Consider the following 16,917-nt stretch of genomic DNA (forward strand, 5'->3'; position numbering starts at 1 on the left):
GCCCATGCACACACCGCCATCGGCGATCGGCCAGGCCGGCTTCAGCGCCGTGCCCGACTACGCCGAGCTGCACTGCCGCAGCAACTTCAGCTTCGGCGTCGGCGCCTCGCACCCGGAAGAACTGGTCGAGCGCGCCGCCCGGCTGGGCTACCAGGCCCTTGCCATCACCGACGAATGTTCGGTCGCCGGCGTGGTCCGGGCGCATGAGGAAGCGCGCCGGCAAGGCGAGCGGGGGCTGCCGCTGCAGCTGCTGATCGGCAGCGTCTTCACGCTGGAGCCAACCGGCCCCGATCCCGCCGACCACCCCGGCGCCCGCTTGCTGTTGCTGGCCCGCAACCGGGCCGGCTATGGCCGGCTGTGCGAGCTGATCACGCTGGCCCGCAGCCGCTGCGAGAAGGGTGCCTACCGGCTCGATGCCGATGACTTCGGACCCGGCCCGATCGCCGTCCCCACCGGCTCGGTCGGTGAGCCCGCCGAGCCGCCCGAGCCCGACCCGTCGAGCTGGCAGGACCTGCACGCCATCGTGCTGCCGCGCCGCCACGAAGGGCCGGACGTGCTGACGCGGCAGGCCGTCTGGGCCGCCGGGGTGTTCGGCACGGCGCGGGCCTCGCTGGCGGTCGAGCTGCTGATGCAGGCCGACGACAGCCTGGCCGTCGAACACGCCCGGCAGGCCAGCGCCGCCAGCGGTCTGGCGCGGGTCGCCTGCGGCGCCGTGCTGATGCATGTGCGCTCGCGCAAGCCGCTGCTGGACACGCTGACCGCCATCCGCCTGAACCGTCCGCTGGAGCAGTGCGGTGCCGAGCTGGCGCGCAACGCCGAGGCCCACCTGCGCGCGCGCCTGACGCTGGCCCAGCTGCACCGGCCCGAGTGGCTGGCGCGCAGCGTGGCGATCGCGCAGGACTGCCGCTTCAGCCTGTCCGAGCTGGCCTACGAATACCCCGACGAGATCATCCCGAGCGGCCACACGCCGGCCAGCTGGCTGCGCCACGAGACCCTGGCCGGCGCGCGGCAGCGCTACCCGGCGTCGACCCACCCGGACGGCGTGCCAGCCACCGTCATGGCGCAGATCGAACACGAGCTGGCGCTGGTCGCCCAGATGCGCTACGAGGCCTTCTTCCTGACCGTGCACGACGTCGTGCGCTACGCCCGCAGCCGCGACATCCTCTGCCAGGGCCGCGGCTCGGCGGCCAACTCGGCGGTCTGCTACTGCCTGGGCATCACCGAGGTCGACCCGACCCAGACCACGCTGCTGTTCGAGCGCTTCATCAGCCGCGAACGTGGCGAGCCGCCCGACATCGACGTCGACTTCGAACACGAGCGGCGCGAGGAGGTCATCCAGTACCTCTACGCCAAGTACGGCCACCACCGCACCGCGCTGGCCGCCGCGCTGGCGACCTACCGGGTGCGCGGCGCCGTGCGCGAGGTCGGCAAGGCGCTCGGGCTGGACGGCCTGCTGATCGACGCGGTGGCGACATCGCACCAGTGGTTCGACGGCCGCGAGTCGCTCGACGCCCGGCTGGCCGAGCAGGGTCTGGACGCCGACGCGCCGGTGACGCGGCTGTGGCTGGAACTGGCGCACACGCTGATGGGCTTCCCGCGCCACCTGTCGCAGCACAGCGGCGGCTTCGTCATCGCACGCGGCAGCCTGGCCCGGCTGGTGCCGATCGAGCCGGCGGCGATGGCCGGGCGGCGCGTCATCCAGTGGGACAAGGACGACCTGGAGTCGCTCGGCCTGCTCAAGGTCGACGTGCTGGCGCTGGGCATGCTGACCGTGCTGCGCAAGGCGCTGGCGCTGGCCGACGAACGCCACGGCCGCGGGCTGCCGGGTGGCCCGCCGCGCTGGACGCTGCAGGACATCCCGCGCGACGACGCCGCTACCTACCGGATGATCCAGCGCGCCGACACGGTCGGCATGTTCCAGATCGAGAGCCGGGCCCAGCAGAGCATGTTGCCCAGGCTCAAGCCCGACAAGTTCTATGACCTGGTGATCGAGGTCGCGATCGTGCGGCCCGGCCCGATCCAGGGCGGCATGGTCCACCCCTACCTGCGCCGCAAGCAGGGCCGCGAGAAGGCCGAGTCGCCCTATCCGGCCCTGGACGCCGCCCTGAAGCGCACGCTGGGCGTGCCGATCTTCCAGGAGCAGGTGATGCAGGTCTGCATGATCGCGGCGGGCTTCTCGCCCGGCGAGGCCGACAACCTGCGCCGCGCCATGGCGGCCTGGCGGCGCAAGGGCGGCGTGCACCATTTCCACGACCGCATCGTCGACGGCATGGTCGAGCGCGGCTACGAACGCGCCTTCGCCGAGGGCATCTTCCAGCAGATCCAGGGCTTCGGCGAATACGGCTTCCCGGAGAGCCACGCCTACGGCTTCGCCATCATCACGTGGTTCAGCGCCTGGCTGAAATGCCACGAACCGGCCGCCTTCCTGGCCGCCTTGCTGAACTCGCAGCCGATGGGCTTCTACGGTCCGGCCCAGCTGGTGGCGGATGCACGCCGCCACGCCATCGAGGTGCGGCCGGTGGACGTCAGCCGCAGCGACTGGGACTGCACGCTGGAAGACACGTGCGGCCCGGGCAGCGCACCGGCCGTGCGACTGGGCCTGCGGCAGGTCAGCAGCCTGCCACGCGCCAGCGCCGAGCGGCTGCTGCAAGCCCGCGCCGAAGCGCCGTTCGCCGACGTGCCCGACCTGGCCCTGCGCGCCGCGCTGGCGCCGCACGAGCTGCAGACGCTGGCCGAGGCCGACGCGCTGTTCGCCCTGGCCGGCCACCGCCGCCAGCAGGTCTGGGCGGCTGCCGCGCCCTTGTCGGCACCCTTGTCGGCGCCCTTGTCGAACCCGCGCGAGCGGCACGCCGCACCGGCCGCCCACCTGCTGCGCGATGCCCCGGTGCGCGAGGCCCAGCTCAGCCTGATCGAGGCCCCCGAGGGCGAGGCCGTCACGCTGGACTACGCCGCCACCGGCCTGAGCCTGCGCCGCCACCCGCTGGCGTTGCTGCGCGAACGGCTGCAGCGCCAGTCGGTGCGCAGCGCCGCCGAGCTGGCCCGCGTGCCGGACGGCCGCACCGTGCGGGCCTGCGGCCTGGTGGTGACGCGCCAGCAACCGGCCACCGCCAAGGGCACGATCTTCGTCACGCTGGAGGACGAGACCGGCCCGGTCAACGTGATCGTCTGGCGCGACGTGCGCGAGCGCCACCGTCAGGCCCTGCTGGGCGCGCGCCTGCTGGCCGTGCGCGGCACCTGGCAGCGCCGCGACGGCGTCAGCCACCTGATCGCCCAGGACCTGCACGACATGAGCGCCTGGCTGGGCCGGCTGCAGACCCACTCGCGGGATTTCCACTGACTGACCGGAGCGGCCGGAGGAACCGCCGGAAGAACCGCCGGATGAACGGTCAAACCCAGGCGACGGCCGGTTGGGTTACGGCTGCCCAGCCGGCGGGCGAGCGCCTAGCATGGGGTTCACGCTGACCTGACCGCCGCCCCCATGACCAAGCCTCCGATGACCCCGCGCCCTTCGACCTGGACCGCCCTGACCGCCGGGCGTCGCCCGCAAGCCGGCTTCACGCTGATCGAGCTGATGATCGCGGTGGCCATCGTCGGCATCCTGGCCGCCGTGGCGCTGCCGTCCTACACCGACTACCTGCGGCGCGGGCGCATCCCGGAAGCCTTCACCTACCTGAGCAACTACCGGGTCCAGATGGAGCAGTACTACCAGGACAACCGCAACTACGGCACCGGCACCGACTGCGCCGCCGGCGCCATCGCCGCCACACCGGCCGGCACCAAGTACTTCACCTACACCTGCGAGCTGAGAGCCGTCAACAACGTGGCAGGCCAGGGCTACACGCTGACGGCCACCAACACCGCCGAGATGGGCAGCGCCCATGCCTACACGGTCGACCACGCCAATGCGCGCACGACCACCTCGTTCAAGGGCAGCACGGTCACAGGCAAGGACTGCTGGCTGGTCAAGGGCAGCGAATGCTGATCGACCGGATCAGGGCCATGCGTCAAGACCGCCGTCCGGCGCGGCGCGGCTTCTCGCTCATCGAGATGATGGTGACGCTCACCATCCTCGGCTTCCTGCTGGTGGCGACCATGCCCAGCATCGGCGCCTGGTTGCGCAACACCGAGATCCGCAACGCCGCCGAATCGATCAGCAACGGCCTGGCCAAGGCCCGCGCCGAGGCGGTGCGGCGCAACCTGCCGGTGCGCTTCACGCTGGTCAGCACGGTCAGCGGCAACCCGGGCCTGCTCGACGGCAGCTGCGCCAACTCGGCAACCTCGGCTTCCTGGGTCGTCAGCCTGGACAACCCCGGCGGTGACTGCGACGAGCCGGTCAGCGAGACCGACGGCCCGCGCATCCTGGCCAAGTTCGCCCAGGGCGACGGCTCGCGCAACGTGACGGTGTCGGTGCGCGCGGCCGACTGCAGCACGGTGTCGAGCAACACCCAGGTGGTCTACGGCGGCTTCGGCCGGGTCGACAACGGTGGCTCGGCCATGCGCTGCATCGTCATCGGCCACAACAGCGGCGCCGATGCGCGCGCGCTCAACATCGTGGTCTCACCCGGCGGCACGGTGCGCAGCTGCGACCCGGCCGTCACCGACAACAACGACCCACGCAAGTGCTGATCAGGAGGGGCGACATGACACCGACAGGACGGCCGATGCCACCCGCCACCCGATCGCCCGCGCCCCGGCTGCGCATGGCCGCGCGCCGTTCGGCCGGCGGCTTCGCGATGATCGAGGCGCTGATCGCGCTGCTGATCTTCATGCTCGGCGCGCTGGGCGTGCTGGGCCTGCAGGTCTCGCTGACACGCGCCACCAGCGGCGCCAAGTTCCGCGCCGATGCGGCCTACCTGGCCAATGACCTGGTCGGCACGATGTGGGCCGACTCGGCCAACCTGGCCGCCTACAGCACCGACTGCTCCAACCACGCGCCCTGCCGCAACTGGACCGCCAAGGTGCAGAACACGCTGCCGGGCAACGTTGCGCCGACGCTGAGCATCGACGCGGCCACCGCGACGGTGGAGATCACGCTGAACTGGGTCGTGCCCAACGAGCCGCAGCACAGCTACACCACGATCACCTCGATCAACCGGAACCCGTGATGCCGCACGCCACCCCATTCCCCCGCCCGCACCGGCCGGCGCGCGGCGTGACGCTGATCGAGCTGATGGTCGGCATGGTCATCGGCCTGCTGGCCGTGCTGGTGATCGCCCAGGTCGCCCTGCTGTTCGAAGGCCAGAAGCGCAGCACCACCGGCGGCTCGGACGCCCAGGTCAACGGCGCGCTGACGCTGCAGATGCTGCAGCGCGACCTGCAGATGGCCGGCTACGGCATCAGCACCGGCAGCGGCGCGGGCTGCGAGCTGCGCGGCAACCGCGACGGCGTGACGCCGCCCTGGCATGGCCAGCCGATGGTGCCGGTGCGCATCGTGCAAGGCACCGACGCCACCCGCGGCTCGCCCGACTCGGTCTTCGTGATGCTGAGCGGCCGGCCCGGCACGTCCTTCCACGCGCTGCCGGTGCGGCTGTCGCGGGTCCACCGCAAGAGCGACGTCTCGCTGGGCGTGGACGCCACCGTCAACCTCGGCGCGGAGACCGCCCAGGCCGGCGACCTGCTGGCGCTGATCCCGACCAACACCGCCACCAGCTGGTGCTCGGTGGTCGAGGTGACCACCAGGCCGGCCGCGCTGGCCGACACCATCGAGCATGCCGAATCGGGCGCCTGGAACCAGGACGCGACCGCCAACATCCGCCCGGGCGTGAGCTTTGGCGACGTCGGCTACACGGTTGGCGACCAGTTCGTGAACCTCGGCACGCTGATCTACCGCGAGTACGCGCTCGGCGCCGACACCGCCGCTGGCGGCGGCACCGCGCTGACGCTGCGCAGCACCGACGCGTCCAACGCCGCCTGGAGCGCGGCCGAGGTGCTGTACCCGCAGATCGTCAACCTGCAGGCGGTCTACGGCGTCGACACCAGCGCCACGCCCGACGACGTGGTCGACAGCTGGACCACCGTCGCGCCGACCACGCCCGCCGGCTGGGGCGCCGCGATCGCGGTGCGGCTGGCGGTGGTCGCCCGCAGCACCCAGTACGAAAAGGCCGAGGTCACGACCACGCAGCCGAGCTGGCGACCTGATGGCAGCACCGTCGAGACCCTGCCGGTCGACCACCTGAGCGACTGGCGGCACTACCGCTACAAGGTCTTCGAGGTGGTCGTGCCGCTGCGCAACCTGCTGTGGCAATCGTGAACACACCCGTCAGGACACAGGCGATGACCCGACCCTTGCACCCGAACCGGCGCGCCCAGCGCGGCGTCTCGCTGGTCTTCTCGCTGATCACGCTGGTGGCGCTGTCGCTGGCGGCAGTCGCGCTGATCCGCTCGGTCGACACCGGCGCGACCATCCTCGGCAACCTGAGCTTCAAGCAGGACACGCTGCTGGCGGCCGACGAGGCCTCGCGCCGCGCCATCAGCTGGCTGGACGTGAACCGGGGCGGCACGACGCTCAACGCCAGCATCGAGGCCCAGGGCTACCGCGCCATGACGGTCAACGGGCTGGACGCCACAGGCACCCGCACCGGCGACAACACCCGGGCGGTCGTCGACTGGAACATGAACGACTGCGAAGACCACCCGTCCAACAGCTACGCCAGCTGCATCAAGCCGCTGGCTGCGGCGATGAGCCTCGGCCCCAACGACGTCGAGGCCCGCTGGCTGATCGTGCGGGTGTGCAGCGCCACTGGCGATCCAACCCTGCCCTCGGTGGCCTGCGCGCGCCCGATCACCGCCAGCGCCGCCCCGACCGCCGAGAAGGGCGAGATGAACTACACCGACCCGAAGCTGCAGCAGATCGTGCTGTCGCAGTATTTCCGCGTCATCGTGCGGGCCCGCGGGGCCCGCAACACGGTCAGCGTCACCGAGACGCTGGTGCACTTCTGATGAGGCCCGCCATGTCGACCCTCCCGAACTCCCCGCTGCGCACGCGGCTCCAGGCCCTGGCATCGGCGCTGACCCTGGGCCTGGCGCTGGCCGGCCACCTGGCCCAGGCCGCCGTGCCCGACATCGCCAACGTGCCGCTGGGCACGACGTCGACGACGACGGCCAAGCCCAACATCATGTTCATCCTCGATGACTCGGGCTCGATGAACTGGCTGTACATGCCCGACGAGATGAGCAACTCGGGCCGCTACGGCTACTGGTCGTCGCAATGCAACGGCGTGGCCTTCAACCCCGATCCAACGGTGACCTATGCGCCACCGGTGCGCATCAACGCCACCACCGGCGCGATCGAGAGCTATCCGGACGTGCCCTTCACCGCCGCCCCCGATGACGGCTTCGCCAGCGGCTCGGGCACCGTCAACCTGGCCACGTCGGGCAACATCTTCTACCGCTACACCGGCAGCCAGCCCGCGCTGTCCTGGCGCTATGCCACCAACGGCTCGGTCGACACCTCGACCACCTTCTACAGCGAATGCCAGACGGCGACGACCACCGCCTCGTCGGTGTTCACGCGGGTGACCATGGCCGATCTGTCCGCCAGTGACCAGCAGCGTTATGCCAACTGGTATTCCTACTACCGCAAGCGCGTGCTGACGATGCGCACGGCCGCCGGCCGGGCCTTCGCCGACCTGTCGGACGGCTACCGCGTGGGCTTCACCAAGATCAGCGATACCAGCGTCACCGGCAACAACTTCCTGCCGCCGGCCGACTTCAACACGGCCCAGAAGGTCGCCTTCTTCAACCTGCTCTACACCAGCGGCACGGGTGGATTCACGCCGCTGCGCGGGGCGCTGTCCAAGGTCGGCCGCTACTACGGCGGCGTGCTGGTGCGCTCGGGCTCACCCGATCCGGTGCAGTACTCCTGCCAGCGCAACTACTCGGTCCTGTCGACCGACGGCTACTGGAACGACGACAGCGAGTTCAGCACCTACGGCCCGCTGGACCTCGCCGGCAACAACGTCGGCCAGCAGGACGGCACCGCGCTGCGACCGATGAAGGACGGCGCCACGACCCGCGTGACACGGGTGCGGACCCAGGAGGTCGGCAGCACCACGGTCACGGAGACACCCTTGCGGGCGACGTCAACGGGACGCCGCAACATCGTCAGCTCGGCCACCGGCCAGCGCCGCATCAATGGCAACCGCTGCGACAACGACGAATACCTGGTCACCCGGACCAATGCCGACTCGGCCTCGTGCAGCATCGACTGGACCCGCACGACCACCGCCACCAACTCGACGATCACCCGCTACACCACCGTGATCGTCGACGGCACGGCCGGCCCGACCAGCACAGCACCCAGCGACCGCAACGAATCAACGTCAACGCCGGCCACGACGCCCGCCTGTCCTCAGGCCAACTGGGTGCTCAGCAACACCGCGACGACCTCCGACCGCTGCCGCACGATCAACGAGTTGCGCAACGATGGCCTGACCATCGGCGCGACGACGTTCACGACCAACACCGCAGGCGCGGCCACCGCCACCGGCCCGGCCGTGACCGTCTCGAACACGCCGATCAACACCGACAACACCGTCGAGACCACCACCACGACCGCCGGTGACAGCAACACGCTGGCCGACGTGGCGCACTACTACTGGGCCACCGACCTGCGCAGCACGCTGGAAAACAACGTCCCGACCAACAGCAGCGACAGCGCGACGCACCAGCACATGAGCACCTTCACCATCGGCCTGGGGCTGAAGGGCACGCTCAACTACGACCGCAACTACCTGAGCCAGAGCAGCGGCGACTTCGTCGACATCAAGAACGGCACCAAGAACTGGCCGGTGCCGTCCGGCACGGTGGGCAGCAGCGAGAACGCCACCCACATCGACGACCTCTGGCATGCGGCGGTGAACGGGCGCGGGCAGTACTTCTCGGCGTCCAACCCCGATCAGCTCGATGACGCGATCACGACCACGCTGGCCTCGATCCAGCGGGTCACCGAGTCCGGCGCTGCGGCTGCCGCCAGCACGCTGACCCCGGTGCTGGGCGACGACTGGGTCTTCGTGCCCAGCTTCACCACCGGCGAATGGGCCGGCGACCTGCGGGCCTTCAAGTTCACCTTCACCGACACCGGCGAGCTGGTCGCACCCGACACCGGGCCGAACCAGGAGATCTGGAGCGCCAGCCAGCGCCTGAACGCCCGCACGACCGCCCGGCGCGTGCTGTTCCGCAACGGCACGGCGCTGTCGGACTTCAACGCCACCAACCTGTCGGCCGCCGGCCTGCTGGCGCCGTTCGAGAACCGCTGCACCCGCGGCGCATCGACCGAAAACCTGTCGCAGTGCGGGGGCCTCAGCACCAACGCGCAGGCCAAGGTGACGGCAGAGAACCTGGTGAGCTACCTGGCCGGCGACCGCTCGCTCTACCTGAACGCGACCGCCACCGATGACCAGGTCTTCCGCACCCGCCTGACCTCGCTGCTGGGCGACTTTGTCAACGCCTCGCCGGTCTACGTCGGCAAGCCGCCGTTCCGCTATGCGGATGCCGGTTACGCGGCCTTCGCGGCCGACAAGGCCAGCCGCGCACCGGTCGTCTACGCCGCCAGCAACGACGGCATGCTGCATGCCTTCAAGGTCGGCACCGGCCGGGGCGATGCCACGGGCGGCACGGAGCTGTGGGCCTATGTGCCGAGCGCGGCGATGGGCCAGATGTGGCGCCTGGCCGACCAGAACTACGACCACCGCTTCTACGTCGACGCGACGCCCAACGTCTCGGACGTCTACGACGCCACGGCGGGGCGCTGGCGCACCATCCTGGTCGCCGGCCTGGGCGCGGGCGGGCGCGGTTACTTCGCGCTCGATGTCACCGACCCGGACAACCCGGTCTCGCTGTGGGAATACACCGACACCAACCTCGGCTACACCTACGGCAACCCGGTGGTCACCAAGGACGCCAGCGGCACCTGGATCGTCGCGTTCACCTCCGGCACCAACAACGTCAGCGGCGGCGACGGCGTCGGGCGGCTCTACGTGCTCAACGCGATCACGGGTGCGCTGGTGCGCAGCATCAGCACCGGCGCGGGCGACACCACCACGCCCAGCAACATGGGCCGGCTCAACGCCTGGGTCGCGTCGGACACCGACAACACCGCGCTGCGCTTCTATGCCGGTGACACGCTGGGCAACCTCTGGCGCTTCGACCACGACGACCGCATCGCCCCGGCCGGCCGCGAGGCCATGCTGCTGGGCCGCGCCGAGACGTCGACCGGCACCGCCCAGCCCATCACCGCCAAGCCGGTGCTGACCGAGAAGTCGATCAACGGCGTGGCCACCGCCATCATCAGCGTGGGCACCGGCCGGCTGCTGACCACCACCGACCTCGGCGACACCACCACGCAGTCGATCTATGGCATCAAGGACACGCTGGGCGCGACCGGCCTGGGCGTGCTGCGCTCGACCGGCGCCGCGCTGGTGCAGCAGACCCTCAACAACACCACCCGCCTGGTCGACACCGTCGCGCCGCTCGACTGGAGCACGCGCAACGGCTGGTACATCGACCTGACCGCTGCCAGCAAGGAGAAGGTCTACGTCGACGGCGTGCAACTGGCCGCCGGCATCCTGGCCTTCGCCTCGACGGTGCCCAATGCCGATGCCTGCTCGCAGGGCGGCTCGTCCTACCTCTACCAGATCGACATCAACACCGGTCAGGTCACCGGCGTGGACACCTTCACGACCATGATCGTCGGCCTCAACCGGGTCATGAGCAACAACGGCAAGGTCAGCGCCATCGTCACGACGCAGGACCAGAAGACCGTGCTCAAGGGCAGCACCGGCGGTTCGGGTGGCGGCGGCAGCAACGTGCGCCGGGCCTCGTGGCGCGAGCTGACCGACTGAGATCGGCTGCCAGCTGGCGCGCCGCCGTGTTGCTGGCCCTGGCCGGCCACGCGGCGCTGCTGCTGGCGCCCTGGGATGCGGGGTCACTGGACCGGCCGACCGGTGCGGCGACCGGCCCCGGCGTCGGCCTCGTCGCCCGGGTGCGCCTGCTGGCGACAGACGAGCACACCGAGACCGGCCCGGAAACCGGCCCGCTGGTCACGACCGCGACCGCGACCGCGACCCCCTCGGCAAGGCCGGACGACCCGAGCGAGCGCCTCGACCGACCAGCGTCCACCTTGGGGGTGGCCGGCGCGGCCTCGCAGGCCGACGGCGTGGCCGTCGACCGCCGGGTCGACGACGAGGCGCTGTTCCTGGTGCGCAGCCAGCTCGACCGCCCGCCGAACGCGACGGGCGCGATCGACCTGCCCTATCCAGAGTCCGCGCCCCTGGGCCACTACCGGGCGGTCATGACGCTGTTCATCGACGAAGCCGGGCAGGTCCGGCGGGTCCGGCTGGACGCCGGCCAGATCCTGCCGCCCCTGCTGGAGGACGCCGCCCGGCAGGCCTTCCTGCAAGCGCGCTTCGAACCCGGCCTGAAGAACGGCGCGGCGGTGCGCAGCCGGATGCGGGTGGCGGTCGAATACGGCGCCGATCCGGTCAGCCCGTCGACCCCTGCGGCACCGGCATCGGCACCCGCATCGGCCGCCGCCAGCCGCTGATCAGACCCCTGCCAGCACCCGCAGGTGCGCGGCCACGCTGCGCGCCAGCGCGCTGAGCGAGTAGCCGCCTTCGAGGCAGGAGACGATGCGTCCGCCGCAGTGCCGTTCGGCCACGTCGACCAGGCGCTGGGTGATCCAGGCGTAGTCGGCCTCGACCAGGCCGAGCTGGCCGAGTTCATCTTCCCGGTGGGCGTCGAAGCCGGCCGAGATGAAGATCATCTCGGGCTTGAAGGCATCGAGCCGGGGGATCCAGTTGGCCTCGATCAGCTCACGGATCTCGCCGCCGCGTGTGTAGGCGGGGATCGGCAGGTTGAGCATGTTGTCGCCCAGCGGCACGCCGCCGCTGAAGGGGTAGAGCTGGTCCTGGAAGAAGCTCACCATCAGGATGCGGTCGTCGCCGGCGACGATGTCCTCGGTGCCGTTGCCGTGGTGCACGTCGAAGTCGATGACCGCGACACGCTGCAGGCCGCGCACGTCCAGCGCATGGCGGGCCGCGATCGCCACGTTGTTGTAGAAGCAGAAGCCCATCGCCTCGCTGCGGGTGGCGTGGTGGCCAGGCGGGCGGATGGCGCAGAAGGCGTTGGCGTAGGTGCCGTCGATCACCGCATCGGTCGCCGCGACCGCCGCACCGGCCGCCCGCAGCATCGCCTGGCGGGTGGCGGGGCAGACGGTGGTGTCGGGGTCGAGCGCGCGGTGCTCGCCGGTCTCAACCGCCTGGCGCAGGAACTCGTCGAGCTCCAGCAGGTAGCCCTCGGTGTGCGCCAGCATCAGGTCGGCATGGCGCGCCAGCGGCACATCCGGGCGCTGCAGGGCGATGTCCAGACCGGTGGCCAGCAGGTGGTCCTCGATCGCATCGAGGCGCTGCGGGCATTCGGGGTGGCCGGCGCCCATGTCGTGGCCGCGGCAATCGGGGTGGCTGTAGAAGGCAGTGCTCATGTCGTCTCGCGGCCGGTGGGCTGGCCCGCGTCGTCTCGTATGTGGGTCGTGTCCTTGTCCTGCGCGGCCATCGGGCCGCCGGGCATCGGGTATGGTCTGTCGATCATGAAGCCAGCGCATCACATGCACCTGACGTCACCGTTCATCGCCGACCCGGCCACGCCGGACACGAGCCTCCTGCTGGAGCGACTCTCGAACCAGATTAGCACGGTGGTCGTGGGCAAGACGGCCCAGATCCGTGACAGCCTGGCCTGCCTGCTGGCCGGTGGGCACCTGCTGATCGAGGACCTGCCGGGCGTCGGCAAGACCACGCTGGCACATGCGCTGGCGGTGTCGATGGGGCTGCGGTTTGCGCGGGTCCAGTTCACCGCCGACCTGATGCCCAGCGACCTGATCGGGGCCAGTGTGTTCGACCGCACCAGCGAAGGCTTTGTCTTCCATCAAGGCCCCCTGTTCACCCAGGTGCTGCTGGCCGACGAGATCAACCGGGCCGGCCCGCGCACCCAGAGCGCCCTGCTCGAAGCGATGGAGGAACAGCAGGTCAGCGTCGACGGCGCCAGCCACCCGCTGCCGGCGCCCTTCTTCGTCATCGCCACCCAGAACCCCGCCGAGCAGCTCGGCACCTACCCGCTGCCCGAGAGCCAGCTCGACCGCTTCCTGATGTGCCTGCACCTGGGCTACCCCGACCCGGTTGCCGAGCGCGAGCTGCTGACCGGCGCCGACCGCCGCGCCACCATCCGCCAGCTCGCGCCGGTGCTGGACGGCGCCCAGGTGCAGGCCCTGCAAGCCGCCGTGCAGCAGGTGTTCGCCGCGCCGGCCCTGCTGGACTACCTGCAGGCCCTGATCGCCGCGACCCGCTCCGGCGCCTGGTTCGTGCATGGCCTGTCGCCGCGCGCGGGCCTCGCCTGGCTGCGCGCCGCGCGTGCCCGCGCCCTGCTGGACGGCCGTGACCACGTCCTGCCCGACGACCTGCAGGCCATCGCCGTGCCGGTGCTGGCGCACCGCCTGCAACCGCGCCCCGGAGCCGGCCGCGGCCGCGCCGCCCAGGTCCGCGCCATGCTGGAGTCGGTGGAGCTGCGCTGATGGGCGGGCAGGTCTGGACATGCCTGCGCGCGGCCTGGCATCGGCGCTGGCAAGGCTGGTGGCTGGCCCGCCACCCTCCCAGCGCCGCCACCACGCTGACGCAGCGCAACGTCTACATCCTGCCGACGCCGGCCGGTTGGCTCTACGGCCTGCTGCTGGTCGCGCTGCTGCTGGGCTCGATCAACTACCAGCTCAACCTGGGCCACCTGCTGACCTTCCTGCTGGCCGGCGCGGGCGTGGTGGCGCTGCATGCCACCCACGCGACGCTCCGCGGCCTGCGCATCGGTCTGACCGGGCCGACGGTCCGCCAAGGCCATGTCGGCGAGGCGCTGGAGCTGCCGCTGCAACTGGTCGACACGCAGGCACGCGGTGCGCTGGCGCGGGCCGTCTTCCTCGGTCGGCATGGCATCGCGCTGAGCTGGCCGGATGCCGACGTGCTGGCCGTCGACGGGCCCTTGTCCCTGGCTGGCCGTCCCGCCGCAGCGGCCGACGCCGCGCCGGCCTGGACGCCGCGCGAGCGTGGTCCGCAAGCCTGGCCACGCCTGCGCATCGAGACCCGCTACCCGCTCGGCCTGCTGCGCGCCTGGTCGTTCTGGCGCCCGGACGGCGAGCTGCTCGCCTGGCCCGCGCCCGAGTCCGATCCGCCAGCCCTGCCCGCCTTCGCGGATCTCGACGGCGCGGCCGACCTGCCCAACGATGTCGCCCCGCCCACGCCCTTGCCGCACGTCGCCGCTGACCTGCCCGAGCCCGATGGCGTGCGGCCCTGGCGAGACGGTGACCGGCCGTCCCAGGTCCTGTGGCGCCGCTCCGCCCGCTTGCTGGACCATGGCGGCGAGCTGCTGGTGCGCGACCTGCGCCCGCCACCGCCGCAAGGCCGGGTGCTGCACTGGCGTCAGACCGCTGACCTTGGCGACGACACCGAGGCCCGCCTGTCGCGCCTGTGCGCCTGGGTGCTGATGGCCGAACGCGCCGGCCTGCGCTGGGCTCTGATGCTGCCCGACCAGCAACTGCCCGAAGGCGAAGGGGCGAGCCATCGCCTGGCCTGCCTGGACGCACTGGCGCGTGCCTTTCCGTCGGACGAGGGGCAGACACCCAACGGGCCGAGCGCCGGGCCGCTCCCAAACCGGCCCGCCATCCCCCCGGGGGATCGGCCGACGTACCCGTCGGACGAGGGGCAGACACCAAGCGGGCCGAGCGCCGGGCCGCTCCCAAGCCGGCCCGCCATCCCCTCGGGGGATCGGCCGACTTACCCGTCGGACGAGGGGCCAACATGACCCGCGAACGCCGCGACACGCTGTTCATGCTCGCCGTGCTGGCCTGGACGCTTGCGCCGCTAGCCGGCCACGTGCCCGCCTGGTCATCGACCGGCGCGGCCGTGGCACTGCTGTGGCGTGCCGGGCTGGCCTGGCGCGGTGCCGCCCTGCCGCCGCGCTGGCTGCTGACGCTGCTGCTGATCGCGAGCGTCGGCGCGGTCGCCCTGACCTGGCGCAGCCTCGGCGGGAAGGACGCCGGCCTGGCGCTGCTGGTCGTCCTGACGGCCCTCAAGACGCTGGAGCTGCGGGCCCGCCGGGATGCGCTGGCGCTGTTCTTCCTCGGCTTCTTCCTGGTGCTGTCGAACTTCCTGCACTCGCAGTCGCTGGCCGTGGCGCTGGCCATGGGGATGGCCGTCTGGGGCCTGCTGGCCGCGCTGGTGCTGGCCCACATGCCGGTCGGCCGGCCGACGCTGGCGGGCGTCGCCGGCAAGGCCGGCCGGCTGATGCTGATCGGCGCGCCGCTGGTCGCGGTCTTGTTCGTGTTTTTCCCGCGCATCGCGCCGCTGTGGGGCGTGCCGGGTGATGCCGGCGGGCGGACCGGGCTGTCCAACGAGCTGCAACTGGGCGACGTCGCCGAACTCGCGCTGGACGACCGGCTGGCGCTGCGGGTCCAGTTCACCGGCGCACCACCACCGCCGCAGGCGCTCTACTTCCGCGGCCCGGTGCTGAGCCAGCCCGACGGCCCGCGCTGGACCGTGTTGCCCTGGCGGGCCGGCGCGGCGCTGCCGCCCGAGTTCGACCCGCGCCAGCAGCCCGCCACGCCGAGCCCCGACGACGCGGCCTACGAGATGACCGTCGAGCCGCTGCGCATCGCCACGCTGCCGCTGCTGGAAAGCGCCCAGGGCGTGCCCGCGCTGCTCGCCGGCGGCGAAAGCGGCCTGACGCTGTCGCCACATCCCGAAGGCAGCTGGATCAGCAACCGGCCGATCACCGAGCGCCTGCAGGTCCGTGCCGTGGCGCGCCGCGACGGCCGCTCGCCCGGTCTGCCCGAAGACCTGCTGACCGGCACGCTGTCGAACTGGCTCGCCTTGCCGGACGGTCAACACCCGCGCACCCGCGCCTGGGCCGCCGAGCTGGGCCGCCAGCCGGCGCTGGCCCAGGCGCCGAACCCAGCCCGGCGTGCCGATGTTCTGGCCGTCGCGCTGATCGCCCACATCCGACAGGCCGGCTATGCCTACACATTGAGCCCCGGCGAGCTGGGCTCACAAGCGCTCGACGCCTTCTGGCTCGACACCCGCGCCGGTTTCTGCGAGCACTACGCCACCGCCTTCGTCGTCGTCATGCGCAGCCTGGGCGTGCCCGCCCGCATCGTCACCGGCTACCAAGGCGGTCGCATCAACCCGATCGACGGCGTGCTGGAGGTGCGCCAAAGCGACGCCCATGCCTGGGCCGAATACTGGCGCGCGGGCGACGGCTGGGTCCGCGTCGATCCGACAGCGGCCATCGCCCCCGAACGCATCAACGGCAGCCGCCGCCTGGTCGCCCCGAGTGGCCTGGTCGCCGGCACGCTCGCCAACATCGACCCGGCCCTGCTCGAACGCCTGCGCGCGGTCTGGGGCGCCCTGGACCACCGCTGGAACCAGTGGGTGCTCGGCCACGGCCGCCAGCGCCAGCTCGACCTGCTGCGCTCACTCGGCTGGCCCGACGCCGACCTGTCCGACCTGGGCCGCGCCCTGGCCATCACCCTGGCCACCCTGGCCGCGATCGGCGCGGGCCTGGCGGCCTGGCAGGTGCGACGACAGCGGCCACAAGACCCCTGGCAACGGGCCTGGCAGTCACTGCGCAAGGATCTGGCGCGGCGCGGGTTTCCGAGTTCCGCCCATGACACCCCCAGAACACTCGCGACGCGCCTGCGTGAAGCGGGACAACAGTCACCGGGAGGCTCGGCGGCGCACGAGGCGGCCGCGCTGGCCTTGTTGGGGCTGGAGACGCAGCGGTATGGGCGGCGCATGTCGTCCATGCCGCTAGACCGGTTGCTGCCGTTGCGCAACGCTGTGCGGTCGCTGCCGAAGCGAACGGGCACCCGCCGATAATCCCGTCCCC

Annotated in this window: 12 protein-coding genes; 11 read left to right on the top strand and 1 reads right to left on the bottom strand. The window is 71.6% G+C overall.

Annotated features, from left to right (window positions below; all coding sequences use genetic code 11):
- The first annotated feature begins 4 nt into the window (after window positions 1-4).
- The 8 genes from EV685_RS04915 to EV685_RS04950 all read left to right on the top strand — a co-directional run bounded on the left by EV685_RS04915 (window position 5) and on the right by EV685_RS04950 (window position 11,542).
- On the top strand, window positions 5-3,337 hold the full coding sequence (locus tag EV685_RS04915) for an error-prone DNA polymerase (RefSeq protein ID WP_130480812.1): 3,333 nt from the start codon (window positions 5-7) through the stop codon (window positions 3,335-3,337).
- Between the two features lie 141 nt (window positions 3,338-3,478).
- Window positions 3,479-3,982, top strand: a complete 504-nt coding sequence (locus EV685_RS04920) for a type IV pilin protein (RefSeq protein ID WP_420820803.1) — start codon at window positions 3,479-3,481, stop codon at window positions 3,980-3,982.
- A gap of 17 nt (window positions 3,983-3,999) precedes the next feature.
- The gene (locus EV685_RS04925) at window positions 4,000-4,626 is read left to right on the top strand and encodes a GspH/FimT family pseudopilin (protein WP_130480813.1); all 627 of its coding nucleotides are present in this window, start codon (window positions 4,000-4,002) and stop codon (window positions 4,624-4,626) included.
- 35 nt (window positions 4,627-4,661) lie between these two features.
- The gene (locus EV685_RS04930; protein ID WP_130480814.1) at window positions 4,662-5,105 is read left to right on the top strand and encodes a type IV pilus modification PilV family protein; all 444 of its coding nucleotides are present in this window, start codon (window positions 4,662-4,664) and stop codon (window positions 5,103-5,105) included.
- Window positions 5,105-6,250 (top strand): PilW family protein, encoded by a 1,146-nt coding sequence (locus EV685_RS04935; RefSeq protein WP_130480815.1) that lies wholly within the window; start codon window positions 5,105-5,107, stop codon window positions 6,248-6,250. The genes EV685_RS04930 and EV685_RS04935 overlap by 1 nt, the downstream gene beginning before the upstream one ends.
- 23 nt (window positions 6,251-6,273) lie before the next feature.
- Window positions 6,274-6,939 carry a pilus assembly PilX family protein gene (locus EV685_RS04940; protein ID WP_130480816.1) on the top strand — a complete coding sequence of 222 codons (666 nt, stop codon included), beginning with the start codon at window positions 6,274-6,276 and terminating at the stop codon, window positions 6,937-6,939.
- Window positions 6,940-6,950: 11 nt separating this feature from the next.
- On the top strand, window positions 6,951-10,841 hold the full coding sequence (locus EV685_RS04945; RefSeq protein WP_242615423.1) for a pilus assembly protein: 3,891 nt from the start codon (window positions 6,951-6,953) through the stop codon (window positions 10,839-10,841).
- A 26-nt stretch (window positions 10,842-10,867) separates the two neighbouring features.
- The gene (locus EV685_RS04950; protein ID WP_130480818.1) at window positions 10,868-11,542 is read left to right on the top strand and encodes an energy transducer TonB; all 675 of its coding nucleotides are present in this window, start codon (window positions 10,868-10,870) and stop codon (window positions 11,540-11,542) included.
- Here EV685_RS04950 and EV685_RS04955 read toward each other — a convergent pair whose 3' ends face one another.
- Complete coding sequence (locus EV685_RS04955) at window positions 11,543-12,478, bottom strand: histone deacetylase family protein (RefSeq protein WP_130480819.1); 936 nt, start codon at window positions 12,476-12,478, stop codon at window positions 11,543-11,545.
- Window positions 12,479-12,601: 123 nt separating this feature from the next.
- Between EV685_RS04955 and EV685_RS04960 the strand changes: the two genes are divergently transcribed.
- Genes EV685_RS04960 through EV685_RS04970 form a run of 3 tightly spaced genes read left to right on the top strand, consistent with a single transcriptional unit; the run spans window position 12,602 to window position 16,907 of the window.
- Window positions 12,602-13,561, top strand: a complete 960-nt coding sequence (locus EV685_RS04960) for an AAA family ATPase (protein WP_130480996.1) — start codon at window positions 12,602-12,604, stop codon at window positions 13,559-13,561.
- Window positions 13,561-14,835, top strand: coding sequence for a DUF58 domain-containing protein (locus tag EV685_RS04965; protein ID WP_130480820.1), 1,275 nt, complete (start codon window positions 13,561-13,563; stop codon window positions 14,833-14,835). The genes EV685_RS04960 and EV685_RS04965 overlap by 1 nt, the downstream gene beginning before the upstream one ends.
- Window positions 14,832-16,907 (top strand): transglutaminase TgpA family protein, encoded by a 2,076-nt coding sequence (locus EV685_RS04970; protein WP_130480821.1) that lies wholly within the window; start codon window positions 14,832-14,834, stop codon window positions 16,905-16,907. Before EV685_RS04965 ends, EV685_RS04970 begins: the two co-directional genes overlap by 4 nt.
- Window positions 16,908-16,917 lie beyond the last annotated feature (10 nt).

Origin of the sequence: Sphaerotilus mobilis (genome assembly GCF_004216565.1) — a bacterium.
Classification (GTDB): Bacteria; Pseudomonadota; Gammaproteobacteria; order Burkholderiales; family Burkholderiaceae_C; genus Sphaerotilus; species Sphaerotilus mobilis.